The 17104-nt window shown below is 32.9% G+C and carries 14 protein-coding genes; 4 read left to right on the forward strand and 10 right to left on the reverse strand.

The genetic code is table 11. The annotated features are described in order from the left end of the window. Positions 1 to 67 precede the first annotated feature (67 nt). From P7122_RS08385 to P7122_RS08410, 6 genes are all read right to left on the reverse strand, one after another. On the reverse strand, positions 68 to 382 hold the full coding sequence (locus P7122_RS08385) for an STAS domain-containing protein (RefSeq protein WP_278005341.1): 315 nt from the start codon (positions 380 to 382) through the stop codon (positions 68 to 70). Positions 383 to 595: 213 nt separating this feature from the next. Beyond that, positions 596 to 862 carry a DUF1272 domain-containing protein gene (locus P7122_RS08390; RefSeq protein ID WP_278005342.1) on the reverse strand — a complete coding sequence of 89 codons (267 nt, stop codon included), beginning with the start codon at positions 860 to 862 and terminating at the stop codon, positions 596 to 598. Positions 863 to 1048: 186 nt separating this feature from the next. Next, complete coding sequence (locus P7122_RS08395) at positions 1049 to 1612, reverse strand: PhnA domain-containing protein (RefSeq protein ID WP_278005343.1); 564 nt, start codon at positions 1610 to 1612, stop codon at positions 1049 to 1051. A gap of 45 nt (positions 1613 to 1657) precedes the next feature. Continuing rightward, entirely contained in the window at positions 1658 to 2659 is a 1002-nt protein-coding gene (locus tag P7122_RS08400) for a type I phosphomannose isomerase catalytic subunit (RefSeq protein WP_278005344.1), read from the reverse strand. Positions 2660 to 2672: 13 nt separating this feature from the next. Further along, positions 2673 to 3155: a glycosyltransferase family 2 protein gene (locus tag P7122_RS08405; RefSeq protein ID WP_278005345.1), complete on the reverse strand. Its 483-nt coding sequence runs from the start codon at positions 3153 to 3155 to the stop codon at positions 2673 to 2675. Between the two features lie 14 nt (positions 3156 to 3169). Then, positions 3170 to 4354, reverse strand: a complete 1185-nt coding sequence (locus tag P7122_RS08410; protein ID WP_278005346.1) for a response regulator — start codon at positions 4352 to 4354, stop codon at positions 3170 to 3172. A 185-nt stretch (positions 4355 to 4539) separates the two neighbouring features. Between P7122_RS08410 and P7122_RS08415 the strand changes: the two genes are divergently transcribed. The 3 genes from P7122_RS08415 to P7122_RS08425 are packed head-to-tail and all read left to right on the forward strand — an operon-like array spanning position 4540 to position 10353. Continuing rightward, the gene (locus tag P7122_RS08415) at positions 4540 to 7629 is read left to right on the forward strand and encodes a putative glycosyltransferase family protein (RefSeq protein ID WP_278005347.1); all 3090 of its coding nucleotides are present in this window, start codon (positions 4540 to 4542) and stop codon (positions 7627 to 7629) included. Beyond that, positions 7629 to 8843, forward strand: a complete 1215-nt coding sequence (locus P7122_RS08420) for a hypothetical protein (protein ID WP_278005348.1) — start codon at positions 7629 to 7631, stop codon at positions 8841 to 8843. The genes P7122_RS08415 and P7122_RS08420 overlap by 1 nt, the downstream gene beginning before the upstream one ends. Further along, positions 8836 to 10353: a cellulase family glycosylhydrolase gene (locus P7122_RS08425; protein ID WP_278005349.1), complete on the forward strand. Its 1518-nt coding sequence runs from the start codon at positions 8836 to 8838 to the stop codon at positions 10351 to 10353. Before P7122_RS08420 ends, P7122_RS08425 begins: the two co-directional genes overlap by 8 nt. Here the strand turns inward: P7122_RS08425 and P7122_RS08430 are convergent. The 3 genes from P7122_RS08430 to P7122_RS08440 all read right to left on the reverse strand — a co-directional run bounded on the left by P7122_RS08430 (position 10343) and on the right by P7122_RS08440 (position 13224). Then, entirely contained in the window at positions 10343 to 11566 is a 1224-nt protein-coding gene (locus P7122_RS08430) for a glycosyltransferase (protein ID WP_278005350.1), read from the reverse strand. The genes P7122_RS08425 and P7122_RS08430 overlap by 11 nt on opposite strands. Positions 11567 to 11670: 104 nt before the next feature. Then, on the reverse strand, positions 11671 to 12924 hold the full coding sequence (locus tag P7122_RS08435) for an oligosaccharide flippase family protein (RefSeq protein WP_278005351.1): 1254 nt from the start codon (positions 12922 to 12924) through the stop codon (positions 11671 to 11673). 24 nt (positions 12925 to 12948) lie between these two features. Next, positions 12949 to 13224 carry an STAS domain-containing protein gene (locus tag P7122_RS08440; RefSeq protein ID WP_278005352.1) on the reverse strand — a complete coding sequence of 92 codons (276 nt, stop codon included), beginning with the start codon at positions 13222 to 13224 and terminating at the stop codon, positions 12949 to 12951. A gap of 224 nt (positions 13225 to 13448) precedes the next feature. Here P7122_RS08440 and P7122_RS08445 point away from each other — a divergent pair, with 224 nt between their 5' ends. After that, the gene (locus P7122_RS08445; protein WP_278005353.1) at positions 13449 to 15440 is read left to right on the forward strand and encodes a tetratricopeptide repeat protein; all 1992 of its coding nucleotides are present in this window, start codon (positions 13449 to 13451) and stop codon (positions 15438 to 15440) included. A 142-nt stretch (positions 15441 to 15582) separates the two neighbouring features. On the opposite strand, the gene P7122_RS08450 is transcribed toward P7122_RS08445, so the two are convergent. Continuing rightward, complete coding sequence (locus tag P7122_RS08450) at positions 15583 to 16950, reverse strand: TlpA family protein disulfide reductase (protein WP_278005354.1); 1368 nt, start codon at positions 16948 to 16950, stop codon at positions 15583 to 15585. Positions 16951 to 17104: the final 154 nt, after the last annotated feature.

Consider the following 17104-nt stretch of genomic DNA (forward strand, 5'->3'; position numbering starts at 1 on the left):
TTAAAAGCTATTTATCTGTCACCATAAACACACTTTAAAGCACTCTTATAATATATTTTAATCTAGCTTATGCTGCAACTATAGAACCAACAGGAACCTGAATAGTTTCTGACTCCTCTGATTTAAAGTGGTCATATAGTTCTTTGCAACCAAAACCTACAATAGATAGTTTTTTTGATTTTGTTATAGACTCATTATGCAATCTTGCCAAGGCCATTACACCTGCTCTATCTATACTTTCTACACTTTCTATATCTAATAAGACATTATCTAGTCTATCAAAAATATTAGCAAAATGTGCATTAAAAGTCTTGATACTTAATTTGTTTAGCGTCCCTTTAATCTGAAAGCGATTGTTGTAGTTGGTAATTTGTAAATCCATAATAAATACTGTTAAATCATTAATAATAATTTAGGGCTATTAATCTGTAAATTTGGTGCTATTAATTCTTAAGGGATGACACTAATATCTGACTAATTCTTCTCGGCATCCCAGAAAATCGACAAATGGTATTTTTGTTTGGATAATTTGAAAACGACTGTTTATTTTTTTCGATAAAAAGCACATTTACAAATAGATAGACTGTAAGAAAAATTACTGATTAATATTAAATCTTGTAAAATGTTCTTCTAAGTCTACAGGTTTATATATTATTTTGGTTGAAACAGGATATTTTTTCAACAAATTTGAGGGACGAATTGGTCGTTTTTCAAAACCACCTCCACAGTTTGGGCAGATATGATGCAATAGTTCTACACAATCTTTACAAAAGGTACATTCAAAAGTACAAATCATAGCTTCATCAGAATTATGAGGAAGCTTTTTGTTACAATTCTCGCAAGTTGGTCTTATCTGTAACATTTTGATTTTTTGTTTTGAATAAAATATATAAGGGCTTTACCTTTACATCATGAAATACAAATACAAAGTAATTTTAATGGTTATTCTCGCAGGAATAACACTCTATGGACTAATAACAGGTCGCTACTTATTTATGGTATTTATGATACCTCTTAGCTTTGACTTTTTTAATAAAAAAGATACGGACTAGATCTTCTTAACGTATTGTGTAATAATCACAATTTGCTGACCATCTACCTTACCTTCTATATACTCAGCATTTTCATGATCTAATCTAATATTTCTCACTGCTGTACCTTGCTTAGCCACCATACTAGACCCTTTTACCTTTAAGTCCTTTATTAATACCACAGAATCACCGTGCTCTAAAACTACTCCATTAACATCGCGATGTGTAATTTTATTTTCATCATCTTCACCATCTCCTGATGCTTTTGCTACTTCTAACAATTCATCTTCGATATAAAACATATTGAGTAAATCTTGTGTCCAGTCTGCATCAATTCTGTGAAGCATTCTCCAAGCCATTACTTTTACTGCATCATGCTCACTCCACATACTATCGTTAAGGCATCTCCAATGGTTTGCATCAATTTTATCAGCATCGTTCATCTGTTCTATACAAGTTTCTGAAGCATATAAAGCTAAGTCTTTGGCATCAGGAACAATATAAACCGCTAATTTTTCTGTATCACCACTTAGTTCACAAGTATTACCACTTCTCTTTTGAAGTTCTCTTTCTAAACTCATCTGATTTCATTTTTTACGATGAGCAAATATAAAATTATAAGTGTACTAAATTGCTAATTTATTGTGCTGAGATTGCTGAGATTTAATATACACTTCTAAGAGCTTAGCGTTTCTACCATTAAACAAGGCTGTTTTCATTGTTGCTGGCAATAAAACGGTTTCACCCATTTTTAAAGTTTCTGTATGTCCGTCTACAGCTATCTTTGTTTCTCCTTCTACACACATGTATATTACAAAAGAATCTAAACCGTCGTAATTGATTTGCCTTAGACCTTTTACTTCAAAAATATTGGTGGTAAAAAAATCGCAAGACACCAGGTTGCTGTTTTTATTAGATGCTAAGTTGTAGTTACACTTACCATTAGATTTAAAAGATTTAGTAGCTTTTATAGCTTGCTTTGTGTGCAAATCTCTCTTTTTACCAGTATTATCTGTTCTATCCCAATCATAAACTCGGTAAGTTATATCACTGGTTTGTTGTATTTCTGCTGCCAAAACACCTGCACCTATAGCATGGATTTTTCCTGCTGGAATAAAAAAACTATCGCCTTGGCTTACTTTTTCTCTGTTAAAGATACTATCTACATTATCTGCATTAATATGCTCTAGAACATTCTTATCTGTATTTTCATCTTTGAGTCCCAGTACAATATCCGCATCATCATCACTATCCATGATATACCACATTTCGGTTTTACCAAAAGAGTTATGTTGTGCTTTTGCCATCTTATCATCTGGATGCACTTGTACAGACAGGTCTGTCTTTGCGTCTAAAAACTTAATTAACAACGGAAACTCCTCACCAAAACGTTCGGAATTTGCCAAACCTAAAAGGTCTGATTTGTAGGTCTTAATAAGATCGTTTAACGATTGACCTTTATAGTCTCCATTAGCTACTTCAGAAATATTACCTTCAACACCAGATATCTCCCAACTTTCGCCTACGTTGGTTAAATCTGTTTCTTTGTTTAAAATTTTTGAAAGTTTATTTCCTCCCCAAATTTTCTCTTTCAAGATTGGCTTAAATTTTATTGGATACGCTTTCATCTTTCTAAATATTTTATATGCTAAGTCTTAAAGACTTGTAGTTTGTGTTAAACTCTTTAATAGAATCTACTATTGAAAAAATCCCTTTGAAGAAACTTTGCCTAGCATTACCATTATCCATTTTTGTCTTTACCTCTTCAATAAAACTCTCGTCTTGTGCTATATGCTCTAATATGGCATTAAGACTGGCTCCTTCTCCTTTTAACGACTCAAGATTAATGAAGCCTGTATATTTTAAATTGTAGTTATTAAATAAGTACCTAGCTCCTGCTCTTTTGGCCATAGGTTCTGTTACCACTTTCTTAATTTCTACAATCTCTATCTTTTCTTCAGAGTCTTCTTTTACTTCATTTAATAACTGTACTGTATTGTCTTTACTATTATTATCTACAAAGCAAAATTTCATAGCATCTGTAGATTTTATTTGCTTTTTAAGGTCATCTACATTTATTGATGACTCATTATTTCTAAATATGATTATAACTCCTATCTTCATTTATTTACAACTATTTACACAACTTTTAAAACTTCTGTTTCGTTTGTACTCTTGTATGATTTTTTAGACCTATAAACCCAAGCTATTTGTGCTAATTGCATTACTATTTTTACTGAATCTTTCATTGACAACTTAGAGCCATCTGCATGAATCCATCTTTTTAATGGTTGCTCACACAGCACTTTTTTAGCTTTGCTTAAACCAAAATGAATAGACATTCTTTTAAAGATTTCGACATCAAAAATCCATTGTGTTACAAACTTTTTACCAAAAGCCACATCGATAACATCTTTACGGAAAATTTTAGCTCCACACTGAGTATCTTTAAAATCCATTTTTAGAATCTTTCTGATTATAAAATTGATTGTAAGACTGATGATTTTACGTGCTGATTCTTTAGTAATATCTGCTCCCATTCTAGATATACGAGAACCGCTTACGATTTTGAAATTTGAGTTTTCTATGGTTTTTACCAAATCGTCAAAATCCCTTAAATCGGTTGACAAATCTGCATCTAAGAACCCTATATAATCTAAATCTTCTTTTTTAGACATATGTAACATTCCTAATCTTACAGCTTCTGCCTTACCTCCGTTTTTTTCACAATTATATACCGTAATAAAGTCTTCTCTTCCTTTTTGAAGCTCATACAACACTTCTAAAGTTCTGTCTTTACTACCATCATTTACAAAACACAAGTAGTATCCTGTATGCTGATCAATGTATTTTAAAAACTCATCACTCAACAATCGCTCTTCTTCGTTGTAGCATGGTATTACCACACCTACACAACGTTGCTGAATCATAATGCTATCGTTAGCTTTAGAAACATCTATTTTTGGCACACCTATTAATCGCTTTACACGTGCACAAATCTCATTTAAGCTTAAAGGTTTTTTCATGTAATCTGTAACACCCAACTCAAAAGCTTCTGTAATAATTGCATCTTGAGTATTTCCAGATAAAATCATAATTGGTGTTTCAGGTTGTTTTGACTTTCTAATATGGTTTACAACATCAAAACCTGAGATTCTTGGCATATTAAAATCTACAATCACTAAATCTGGATGAAACTCGTCATATAACTTTAATCCTAAAGCGGCATCAGTTTCTATAACGACCTCATAACCTAAGTCGGTTAATCTTTTTTCTAGTGGCAGTAAAACTAACTGCTGATCATCAATAGCTAAAATTTTCATGATTTGGGTATAATAGGTTAATATTTACTTCAAAAGTACTGTATATGAGACTGTAAGACCTTTATAATTAGACAAAAACAGAGGTAAGTGTAGATGAATGGCAGATTTCCTAAGACGAATAAAATTATTAAGCCTTTTTTATTTATTTATATTTACACTTAAAGTAATTGACCTTAATTCTATAGATGAAAGAAAAGTCTAATAAATACCTAATTGCAGCCCTTTTAATGGGTATTGTGTTTCATGGTACATCTATATTTTTCACTCTAGAGACGACTTACGACGCTCTTATCCATCTATTCTTTGCGGATCATTATGCCACTAGCTGGTTTGAGCCATGGAACTATAAATGGTACACTGGCTTTACGGTAATGAGCTATCCACCTTTGGTTCATCAATCTATTGCTGCATTATCTTTTATTGGTGGGTTAAAGTTTGGAATGTTTACTGTTGCTTTCATAGGCATTGTTCTTTTTATCACAGGTGTCTATAGGTTTTCTTATTTAATAACAGCAAGCAAGAAAGCTGCTGGTTATGCAGCTGTTTTAGCTGTTTTTTCATCATCTTTTGTCGAAACACTCCATATTTTTGGTCAATTACCTAGTATTATTGGTATTTCGGTCTTAATGCATGCTTTGCCAGAAATCTACCTATGGCTTAAAACAGGTAAATTTCGCTACCTAGCAACCTCATTATCTTTAATATCTGTTACAGTTACATCGCATCATGTAACTCCTATATTTGGAATGGTGTTTTTTATTTTTCCATTAATAGGAATGGTAATAATGGACCATGCCAGAGAAGGTATAGAGTCTTACAAACAGGTTACTATCAAACTTTTTATCAATAGCTTTTTTAAACTATTTAAACGCATTGTTAGCTTTGGAATGTTATCCTTGGTAATCATTGTAGGTTGTATTTTACCGTATTGGATTAATTCTAAAAACAACCCAATAACTCAGGTACCGATTCCGCATGGCTCTAGAGATAATTTCCTGGAAATAACATCTTCTGGACTCGTTTTTTTCCTTATTCCTTGGGGAGTTTTACTCATCTTATTGCCTTATATTTTTTATCGTTATTACAGTAAACGTTATCTGTTTTTTGGTTTATCTATAACTATACTCACCATTTTGGGTACTGGTGGCACAACACCTATTCCTAGAATTGCTCTTGGCGAAACAGCTTTTAACATCTTAACACTAGACCGTTTTACGCTATGGGCTTCCATTATGTCTTTGCCGCTTTTTGGCGAATTTGTATACAGATTGGTTGAAGGCGATTTAAAAACACTTATACAAGAACGTCTTGGTGATGTGTATCATAGATTGGCTGGCGGACTTTTTGCCGGTTTGTTTCTGTTTATGACAATCTTTACTCTAAGCTTAGGCTACTTTAAACCTTCTCAACCTCAAAAAATTAAAATGCTACCTATTATTAATTTTTTGAGTCAGGATCATCACGACCAATGGCGTTATATGACCCTTGGTTTTGGCGACCAAATGGCTTGGTTGTCTGCGCAAACCAAAGCACTATCTGTAGATGGTAATTACCACTCAGCAAGACGTTTGCCAGAGCTTACAACAAGACCTATTGAGCGGTTAGAGAACTCAAAATTCAAAGGTGTAGAAGGTATTGGCTCGTTACAACAGTTTTTAACCACACCAGAGAAATACAATCTTAAATACATTTTCTCTAACGATAAATTTTACGACCCAATTCTATATTTCTGTGGTTGGCAACGCTTAAGGCAACTAGAAAATGGTATTATGGTTTGGGAAAAACTCAACGTACCACCTTTGTCTTCTATACTTCCAAAAGAAGATGTAGCGACCTGGCTAAAGATTCTTTGGGGCACAATGCCTTTTTTAACTGTTTTGGTGGCTTTTATTCTTAATGTTCAGTTTTTATTGGTGCATGCCTTAAAAACTAAATACGCTCCACCACCTGTTTATTTAAATTTTAAGAACAACTATAACAAATTCTCACGTCTTGTACTAAGAGTCACTCATGTTTGGTCCATTATTGTAGCAATTATTGTGTTTTATGGCATTTATTTATTCTACATTAAGAATGACGCTCACCATTCTGCAAAGAATGCCGTTATCGCATACTATGATGCTATAGATTTTAAACGATTTAAAGAAGCACACAGCCTTATTAATCCAAAGAGCAATATGCCTCTAGACCAATACATGCTTGAAGTTTCTGTAACAGATGGCTTATTAAGCTCTTACGCTAAGCTCGATGCTATTACTACAGAAACCATTAGCGAAAATGATAGTTTAGCGAGCATAAAAGTGAACACCGAATGGATTACACCTCTTGAAAAAATTAAAAAAACCGATTATAAGTATCTCGAAAAAGTAAAAGGCAAATGGTATTTACAGCCAGAAGATATCGATTTAGACCTACCACCAGACCAACTGTATTCTATGAATACGACCGATTATTTTAATCAAGGTAGACGACGTATTACCACAGAAGAAACCCATCACGAAGATATTTTAAAACAGCCTGTTTTAGAAATTTTAGATGCTAAATTGGTAAAGTTTGAAAATCATTATGCTTTAATTGGCGAAGTACAAAACATAGACAATGTACCAGCAGACGTGGTACTTAAAGGCACGTTATACAACGATGACAATAAGTTTTTGGCAACCTATAATGCCAAATACCACGTAAAGCATAAGTTAATGCCAAAAGAAGTAAGTTCATTTAGAATAAATTTTGAAGGTATTGCATGGTCTAAAACACAAGATTCTATCCCAAAAACCTTTAATCCTGATGAATTTACACCAGTAGAGTTTGAAGAACAACCAACCAAATTTAATCTTCAGGCAGCAGGTAATGTATCGAGTTCAGATTTATATAAGCGCACGTCAATTGCTATTCAAACTATTTCGGACTCAGAAATCTCAGGAACTTTATTTAATGGTGGTACAGAAGAAGTTACCATACCGCAGTTATTGGTATCTTATTACGATGAAAACAAAACATTGGTTTGGGTAGACCATATCTTTATTAAAGATGGTATACGACAGCAAAGACAACAACAGTTTGACATTTCAATTTTAAAAGACGAAACAACCAGGCTAATCAGTGATAGCATGGAGAATTGTTTTGTTAACGGCTTGCCTAACGAAAACATTTCAGACAAAATTGTACCAAACCGAATTATTAAACACAATGATAATGAGTTGCAACCCATTAATCATCCGATTTATAAATACGTAAAACTAGAAGTTAACACTTACATAGGAAACCCTAATTAATGCCGTTTAAAAATTTCTATATCATCCTTTTTATTCTGTTTTTTGCGGCAAGCAGCAATCAACAATCAGGTAAGACAAAGCAAAATATTGAGTTACTTACTGAGCAAACATCTTATGTCGCTGGCGAAAATGTTTCACTTCAGTTTAAAGGTAAAGCAACCGCTTCAACTTATTTATTTTGTGCCAACAGCTATGGCAGTATTATCTTATCTCCAAAGACAGAAAACACTACATTTAGCTTTAACTTACCGCAATCCTTTGCTATAAAAACTGGCATAATAAATTGGAGATTGGTTGACGACTCTATTATAGAAACTGGCAATATCGAAATTCTACCTCAATCCAACATTAAAGCTATTGAAACTTACATTGGCCCTCCTAGTATTGAAGCAGGTGGTACAGATTATACAATGCTTGTTACTATACCTACAGACCCATTAGACAATCCGTTAGCAGACAGCACAAAAGTGCAAGTAAAGCATCAATTTATAAACAAAAATTACAGCAACGACATCGTAATGCAAAATGGCATTGCTTACAGAAATATATATTCTGAAAAAGAAGATGGTCGCATCATTATAAGTACAGAATGTTTAGAGCTTAATTCTAAAGAATATGATGTTAATGTGGTACCAGCTATTCCTACGAATTTCGAAATTGATTACAGCAGAATTCATGAGTATGCAGACGGAAATCAAATTACTACATTTTCAACTTCAGAATTAAAAGACCGTTACGGCAATACAGTTAGCGATGGCACCTTTGTAAATTTTCACCTCACTAACTCCAAGGGTTACAAATCATCAACATCTGGACTAACAATTAATGGCATTGCCAAAGCAAAATTTTTGCACCCAGACCACGAAGAACGTTATGATGTAAAAGCTTATGTTGAAGGTATGGCAGAAAGCAATACTATTGCCATTTTTTATAAAAAAGCTATTGGTGATTTTGAAATTCATTTTTCTGAAGATAAGCGCACCATAACTGTAGGACCAATAGAAAGTTTTATGAATCAGCGTGTACCAGATGGCTTCAATGTGAGTTTAAAAATCTTTAAAAATGATGTTTTAGACCACAAAATGATTAAAGAAACACGTGAAGGTTTTGCGACATTTAAACTAAACAAAGACCGTTTCCCAAAAGGACAATACAATTTTGAATTTTATGCTGCTGGAACAACAAAATCCTTTAGTACCATTACCTATGAGTAATATCAATAAAAATATAATACGCACAGCGTTAATGATATCTTATATCATTCTCATTGGTTTGGTGGTTTATGGTATTTCGTCTATTTACAGTTACCTTAATACTGGTGCAGACCGAAGCAAAATGCTTCATACCGAAGTAAAAAAAGTAGAGCAATATCTGCCCCAAATGCAATGGCAACCTTTAACTAATGAAGGCAGACCAATGGACCAGCAAACCCTAAAAGCCATTGAAACAGATTATTTAGATGCTTGGTACGTAAAGCAAGTTGCATATAAAACTAATACTACTGAAGGCATAACTGATTATTATACCGAAAGCTCCAGAGAGAATCTTTATAATATCATTCAGCTGAATACTGAAAGTAATACTACAATAGATGCCACCACATTATCTCACAATCCTAAACTCGATTTTTTTAGTGAAGATGGTCAACTTGCTGTGTTAACAGATTATGATGTTGTAGAATACAAACGCGTTTTTAAAGACAACAAACTAATTTTTGACGCAACAGAAACTTCGGATTATCGTGTTACTTTTTTACTAGAAGATGGGTTTTGGCGAATACGACATATGGTAAAATTAGAAAGTCGTCCGTTTGAAAATCAAACCACTCAAGATACTTTAAAACTAAACATTAAGGGCATTAACTACTATCCACAAGCGACAGCTTGGGATATGTATGGCGACAATTTTAATGCCGATACGATTGCTAAGGATTTTAAAATTATAAAAAGCGCTAACCTCAACAGTATACGTGTTTTTATTCCTTACGAAAGTTTTGGCAAAGCCAACGTAGATACAACAAAACTAGACCAAGTAAAACAACTTTTAGACTTAGCAAAGACAGAAGATCTTAAAGTACTCATAACCTTGTTCGATTTTTATGGAGACTATTCGGTTTTAGACTGGACCTTAACCCAACAGCATGCAAAAAAAGTAGTTACTGCTTTAAAAGATCACGATGCTTTATTAGGTTGGGACATTAAAAACGAACCTAATTTAGATTTTGAGTCCAGAGGTAAATCCTTGGTTACTGCCTGGCTTGACAAAATGATAGATTTGATAAAGTCTGTAGATAACAATCATCCTGTAACCATAGGTTGGTCTAATATTGAAAGTGGTGACATACTTAAAGACAAACTCGATTTTATCTCGTTTCACTACTATGAAAATCTTGATGATTTATCGGAAGCATACACCAATTTAAAATCTAAAATTAAAAACAAACCTATTGTAATTACTGAATATGGTATGTCGTCTTACAGCGGTTTCTGGAAACCTTTTGGACCATCCGAAGACGATCAAGCAGAATACCACAAAAAAATTCAATCGACTTTTGCAGAACAAGACATTCCATTTATGTCCTGGACATTATATGACTTTTCTAAAATACCAAAGGAAGTCGTGGGTAGACTTCCTTGGCGAAAAAATGTTCAGAAACATTTTGGTTTTATAAATAAAAATGGAGCAAAAAAGGCATCCTTTAAATACATATCATCTAAAGAATAACTTCGTTGGCGTTATTTAATTTAGGGTTATCTAGGTTTTTATCTTCTATAATTGTCTGAAACGTTTGCACATACATATCTGCAATTTGAGACATTGGGTGCGCAGTTGCTGCTTTGTAATTTGTTTTAGCCAGCTCTAACCTGTAAGCATCATTGGTTACAATAGCCTCAATAGCTTGCGCTAAACTATCGACACTTGTAGGATTAAAAAATTCACCCTTATAGCCTTCATCTTGTACTAATAATGCTAAATCTCCTAAGTCTGGCATTACCACAGCCTTACCATAACTTCCTGCTTGATGCAGCACACCAGAACTTCCTGTCGTTGATGTGTAAGGAAATACAACTACAGCACTTTCGTTAAAAATTACAGGCACATCTTCTTCCTCTACATATCCTGTAAATCTTACTTGCGGCACATGTTTATAATCGTCTTGTACTTTGGCTAAGTATCCTGGTACATTTGGGTTATCGGTTCCGGCAATTACAACTTCCATATCTAAGCCAGTAGATTGTCTTACTTTCTCTACAGCTTCAATCATACCTTCTACTTTTTTATAAGTTCCAAACTTTCCGAAAGTCATTATTTGTAACGGTCCTTCTGGCAAAGAATAATCTGGCTCTGCTGGTATTTCAAAAGTACCGTGAGGTATTAATTTTACGTTTTTAGCATTATACTTCTCTTCTAAAATATCTACATACTTCTGCATAGTTACAGCAACTGTATCTGCTTTTAGAATTAATCGTGTCAACGTAGAACCTATAAAGCCATATATTTTTTGCATCATTTTGTTTGATGTAAAACCTGCACTTCCAAGGTCTACTTCTTCTAGAATATTATGAAGCAATACTATATTTGGAATTCTTTTTAGTTTACAGACCAATGGCAACATTAAACCTAAAGCAGCTGCTACTTTTTTGTCACCAAACTTCATGAATTGTAAATTGAACAATACTGAATCTGGTTTTGTTTGGTTGATTGCTTTTGTTACTGAAAAAATAGTCTTGTAACTGTTAAACGACCAACATTCTTTTACTGTGATCTTGCATCCTTCTTCTTCAAATTGAAGATCTTTGTCGCCTTCTGTTTTGTCCGTTAATAAAATTAGCTCAGTAACATTCTGATGTTTTCTAAACTGCTTTACTAAATGGTAAGCATACTCGTTTAAAGTGACTTTACTTGGTGGATATGCTGTTACAATGGCTAATTTCATGATAGTAGGTTTTATCTTTGTTTTACAAATTTGAGGTTTATTTAGGACTAAATATTTACATTTTAGACAGTTAGCAATTTACTGTAGACGAATTGCGTTTTAGCTTAGACCAATCTTTTTTGTCTTACGACTTCGAGTCTAAAGAACACTAACTGAATGATTAACAGCAAAACCATAGCTACAATTTGCATGTGTACTACTTCTGTAAGGCTATTGTGATAAAACACAACCAGCACAACTTGCAACATTCCAAATACACCCGAAATGATTACTGGCACATATTTATCTAATGACAAATAGTAGTAAGCAAATATGTTAGACAAAGCAAACATTGAAGTAGCAATTGCATATTGCCATAGTAATGGTGCCATATCGATATAAGCTTCACCAAAAAGTATAGTTATAATTAACTCTGGAAAAAGCACACAACCAATAACTATAATTGCAGATATGATGGCAATATAGCCTACATATTTAAACAACACAGAAGCTGTTTCTTTTCCTTCTTTTTTTAGCTCTACAACAGCTGGTAATAGCAACATTACAAACATCCATGCTATAAAATATACGATACGACCAATAAGTGCTAAAGAAGCATACAAACCGGCTTCGTAAGATTCAAAATAATGTTTTACTAATAAAATATCGCTGTTGTTTATAATAATTTGGGTTAGCTCATAGAAAGCTGTTAACAGAAAGAATCGTTTTATTTGTTTGCTGTGCGTTTCGTTTAAATTTAAAGTCTTATTGAAATTAATTTGACTAGTCTTAAAAGGGTATAAACCAAAAACAAAAGACAGCAATATACCTAAAGCTATAACCCAAGAAGCCTTAATACCCAAAAGTAAAATAATTGCCAGCGTAATAATCAGCCTACTAAGCATCTCTCCTTGATAGGTAATAGACAAATCTTTGTATGATTTTTTACCTTGATATGTTCCTCTGTTTACACTCATTAAAAAATAAAGCGGCACACCACATCCAAATATCACAAACATATTTGATGATGATGTATTAAAAACAGATTGCAATTGCGACGCAAAAACCACAATTAAAATACCCAACACTACACCAACCAAAAACGATTGCTTGTAAATCTTAGCTACAAAACTTTTGAAAGTATCACCCTCAAACAACACAGAAAACTTTGCTGTTACCAATTGAAACGTCATGGCTATGAAAGAAAGTACAAGTAGAAATGTAATTAAGACAGCTGCATCTGCAAACTGCGCAGGACCCAAAACACGCCCCAAAATAAGGTTGTACAAATAATTACCTCCGTTTACAACCAAAACGCTTAACATAAAGAGCTGTTCTGGTGTAATTTTTCTCGATTTTACAATGGCTAATAATTGCATGGTAAGGCTTTATTATAATGGCAACTATGCTGCTAAAAATAATTCAGACATAAAATCATGATCACCTCCATCTCCAACTACAGAAAACTTAGTATGAGTTTGTGACGCATAATGATACAAAGATCGTATTGCTAACAAGCCATTTCTGTCTATAAACGCAATCTGCTGTATATCTATACATAACGCACCACAAGTATCTAGCAATAACTTGCAATGATTTTTTAATCCTCTTGCTGTAGAAGCATTAAGTATTCCCTCTACAATAAATATTCCGTTGGTTTCTGTAATTTTTAGTGCCATAATTTGGTAGATTTGTTTTGGGTAATCGTTTAATTATGACACAAATATCAGATCTATTTCTATGTAAGTTCATTTTATTTCGACGGATGGCAGTTTACTGTAGATGAATGAACGAAAAATAGTGCTTAACTTGCAATATCAAAACAAAATAACACCTTATGCCCTTTAAATCAATCACTTATATATTCGCTTTTTTATTCGTATTGAATGCTTTTTCCCAAAATATGCAAGAGGGATTTACATATCTTGAAACCGGACAATATGCAAAAGCAGAACAATTCTTTAGTACTATTTTAAAGGACTACCCAAATAATAAAACAGCACGTTTGTGCTATGGTCGTGCTATTGGACTAAACGGAAAAGCAGAAGCTGCTAATGCTTTGTTTTCAGAATTACTTAAAGATTACCCTAATGATTTTGAAGTAAAACTGAATTACGGAGAATCTCTACTCTGGAACAGCAATTTTAAAGACGCTAAGTCTTACTACAAAAGCCTGGTAACCGAAGATCCTAAGAGCTTTGCTGCGTTATTAGGTTTTGCCAACACACTTTCTAATCTAAAAGAATATGAAGATGCTCTAACCTACGTCAATAGAGCATTAGATGTATCTCCAGGAAATCCCAACGCTCTAACTTCAAAAAAGTATATCTATTTAGGATATGCCTACAAAAACCAACAAGGGCAGAACTATGAAAAAGCCGAAGAACTCTTAAATAAAAATCTAGAGCTTTTTAATGACGATAAAGATACTTTGCTCAACCTTGGTAATTTATACTTAATATGGGAAAAGTACGATGAAGCGCAAAACATATACAATCGTTTAGCTGAACAACCAGAACATAAGATCATTGCCTTAAATGGTTTGGCATTAGTCTCTCATCTAAAAGGCAAAGAAAAACAAGCTTTAGCTTTAAGTACTCAAGCCTACAATAGCATTAGCGATTCAACAGATGCGACCATAAAACAACAAACAACAGAGCGCTATGCACAAGCTTTAATCTGGAACAAAAAGTTTAAAACTGCTACAACACTGATAGATCAACTTAATACTGAATATCCTAACGACAACTGGGTTTTAGCCTTGCGTGCTACTTTAAATATCTACAAAAGTAACTTTAAGAATAGTCTTGAAGACTATAATAAAATCCTTGTAAACGACAGTACATCTTTTGATGGCAACTTAGGAAAAGCTAACGTCTTAAAAGCATTAGGAAGAACTGAAGACGCATATACCTCAGCAGAAAACACTTTAAAATTTTACAACAAACAGAAGGATGCCACTAATTTTATTAATCAATTAAATCTTAGTTTTAGTCCAACGATAGAAACCAAAGCATCCCATACGTTTGATAATGGAGATAACAAAGCTTATACCTTTTTTGCAGATGTCACCTACCCTTTATCAACTAAATTTCAATTATTAGGAAATTACAGCTACCGAACAACCAACAATAGTGTTACAGACGTTTCGGCAAGCGCAAATAACTTGTCCTTTGGGTTATCGTATCAATTAATTCCTAATTTAACACTGAAAGGTATTGCTGGACTTAATTCTGCCGAAGCCGAAAACAATGATTACAACCAGCTATTAGCGGACGTATCATTAAACATAAAAACATTTAAACTACAAACTTTAGAACTAGGTTATAAGCGCCAGGTAGAAAGTTTTAATGCAGACCTCTTAGACCGCGAGTTAGTGCAAAACAACTACTATGCTAATTACAATCTTAGTACAAATTTTAACTTAGGTTGGTACACACAGTTAATCCACACCTCGCAAAATGATGGTAATACCAGAAACCTGTTATTTACTTCATTATACTATAACATTTTACCAAAGCCTGGTGTAAAGGCTGGTATAAATTACCAACACATTACCTTTAAAGACCAAGTACCAACAATTTACTTTAGTCCGGAAAAGTTTAATGCCTACGAAGTTTTTGTAAACCTTATTAAAGATGAGGCTGTTGCCAAACCAAAAGAATGGTTTTACAATCTTACAGGTGCTTTTGGTTACCAGTTTATAGAAGACGACCCAAAACAAACAGCATATAGAATACAAGGTGCTTTTGGCTATAAATTTTCTGAGCGCAGTTTACTTAATGTTTATGGCACGCACAGTAACATTGCTTCTGCTACTGCTGCTGGTTTTACCTTTACTGAGGTTGGATTACGTTTTAAGTTGGTGTTTTTGAAAAAAGAATTTAAGAAATAATGGCAGTGAAGTGTATGATTTCTTAGTATCACGAAGCACTAAAGTTAGTAAATGAAAGACTGAATAGAAAGTCCTATCGGACTTATGAGAGTAAGCGATTACGAACAATGGATTATACACATTATTGTATTTTTTTTTATCCCTACCAATATTTACTGTTTTTTATATCTTTCAATTTAGATAAAAATTGTTGTTCCTGTGGATGATAAAATGCTTGGTCTATCAAATTCATATTTTTATCAATTAGTACATAACGAGGAATCGACTGCATTTCTATAAATTCAGTAAATCTTTTATTATTTTCTATCTTTTCATCAAACCAAAAAGTCAATTTCTGCTCCAATTCTAAGGTTTTCAATTTCCATTTTTCCTTATCATTTTCTTTGTCGACACTAAAGCTTATGATTTTTACATTTTTTGGCATTGACATATCGTTCATCTTCTTTACACCTTGAATACAAGGTGCACACCACGTAGCCCAGAAGTCAATCAAGTAGTATTTAGAATTACTTTTAGCAATGATTTCCGAAAGCTTAGTTTTCTTGTCGTTAATGTCAGTTATCTCTATTTTGTTTAAAAAATCTTTGAATTTTTTATTATTTAAAGGTGTTATTTGTTTTCTGATATGCGTAGAATCTCTTTTATAAAAATCTGTAGTTTTTAACCACTCCACCGTTTTGTTATATTTCGTATCTCCTTTGTTATCCTCAAATTTTAAAAAACGGTATGCACCAATAGCAAGAAGTTCAATATAGGTTTCAGAGTTGTTTTTTGTGTTTAAATTCTCATAATCTAATAACTCCGCATTATTTTTAAAATAATTGAATAATAGACCTGATTGAGCACCGCTAGTCATTATTAAATTGCTATTTTTTAGAAATTCTTCAACTCGTTTGTCTTTAGGATTTACTTTTTGAATTTCGTCCAAATAAAGCATTTCATTTATTTGAGAGTTTGGTGTTTGGTTATTTGAAAGTTTTCTGAAAAATCTGTTTAAACTGTCTAAATCATTTATATAACTCTCACTCTCTATTGTTTTATTCTTAAAATGTTTAGTTCTTAAATCACTATAGCTTTTGTAAATGCTATCTGTTATAATGTTTTTTGGTTGTTTTTTTATGTATTCTAAAACTGTAGAATCTAGTTTTAGTTCAATATCTGGATAATCTTGATTAGCTATAAAGTGTCTATTGATCATAATAAAATCATTATTTTTATTATAACTAAAAGTTCCAAAATTCATTTGATAACTATCATAAAGTAGAGGAAGCTTTTTTACAACAATGCTATCATTCTCAGTTTTGTTTTTAAATTCTAGATAAAATTCATCATAAGGTTTTAACCAAACATTTAAACCTGTAAATGAATTTGGTGTCATAGTGATTGAAATTGATAAAGAATCTCTCTTTCCAATTTCAATCGTTTCCTTTAAGCTTTCTATATTAATTTGTTTTTCCTTTTTACATGATGTAAAAAAGAGAAGTATTATTAAAATTATTTCTCTGTTCACTAGCGGACAAATCTTTTATAACGGTCTCGTATAACCGTCAGTTCCAGGATTAAAGTTAATAATTTTCGGTTAAGAACTAGCGTTAGCAATTCCGAGTGAATTCGGACGTAGTCGAATCCGCCGTAATTACGGTTATACATTGTTGTAGCACGTT

The sequence above is a fragment of the Winogradskyella marincola genome (assembly GCF_029624125.1).
Classification (GTDB): domain Bacteria; phylum Bacteroidota; class Bacteroidia; order Flavobacteriales; family Flavobacteriaceae; genus Winogradskyella; species Winogradskyella marincola.

Excerpts from the sequence above, each read along its gene's own strand:
- P7122_RS08385 (WP_278005341.1), bottom strand. The coding sequence starts at position 382 with ATGGATTTACAAATTACCAACTACAACAATCGCTTTCAGATTAAAGGG.
- P7122_RS08390 (WP_278005342.1), bottom strand. The coding sequence starts at position 862 with ATGTTACAGATAAGACCAACTTGCGAGAATTGTAACAAAAAGCTTCCT.
- P7122_RS08395 (WP_278005343.1), bottom strand. The coding sequence starts at position 1,612 with ATGAGTTTAGAAAGAGAACTTCAAAAGAGAAGTGGTAATACTTGTGAA.
- P7122_RS08400 (WP_278005344.1), bottom strand. The coding sequence starts at position 2,659 with ATGAAAGCGTATCCAATAAAATTTAAGCCAATCTTGAAAGAGAAAATT.
- P7122_RS08405 (WP_278005345.1), bottom strand. The coding sequence starts at position 3,155 with ATGAAGATAGGAGTTATAATCATATTTAGAAATAATGAGTCATCAATA.
- P7122_RS08410 (WP_278005346.1), bottom strand. The coding sequence starts at position 4,354 with ATGAAAATTTTAGCTATTGATGATCAGCAGTTAGTTTTACTGCCACTA.
- P7122_RS08415 (WP_278005347.1), top strand. The coding sequence starts at position 4,540 with ATGAAAGAAAAGTCTAATAAATACCTAATTGCAGCCCTTTTAATGGGT.
- P7122_RS08420 (WP_278005348.1), top strand. The coding sequence starts at position 7,629 with ATGCCGTTTAAAAATTTCTATATCATCCTTTTTATTCTGTTTTTTGCG.
- P7122_RS08425 (WP_278005349.1), top strand. The coding sequence starts at position 8,836 with ATGAGTAATATCAATAAAAATATAATACGCACAGCGTTAATGATATCT.
- P7122_RS08430 (WP_278005350.1), bottom strand. The coding sequence starts at position 11,566 with ATGAAATTAGCCATTGTAACAGCATATCCACCAAGTAAAGTCACTTTA.
- P7122_RS08435 (WP_278005351.1), bottom strand. The coding sequence starts at position 12,924 with ATGCAATTATTAGCCATTGTAAAATCGAGAAAAATTACACCAGAACAG.
- P7122_RS08440 (WP_278005352.1), bottom strand. The coding sequence starts at position 13,224 with ATGGCACTAAAAATTACAGAAACCAACGGAATATTTATTGTAGAGGGA.
- P7122_RS08445 (WP_278005353.1), top strand. The coding sequence starts at position 13,449 with ATGCAAGAGGGATTTACATATCTTGAAACCGGACAATATGCAAAAGCA.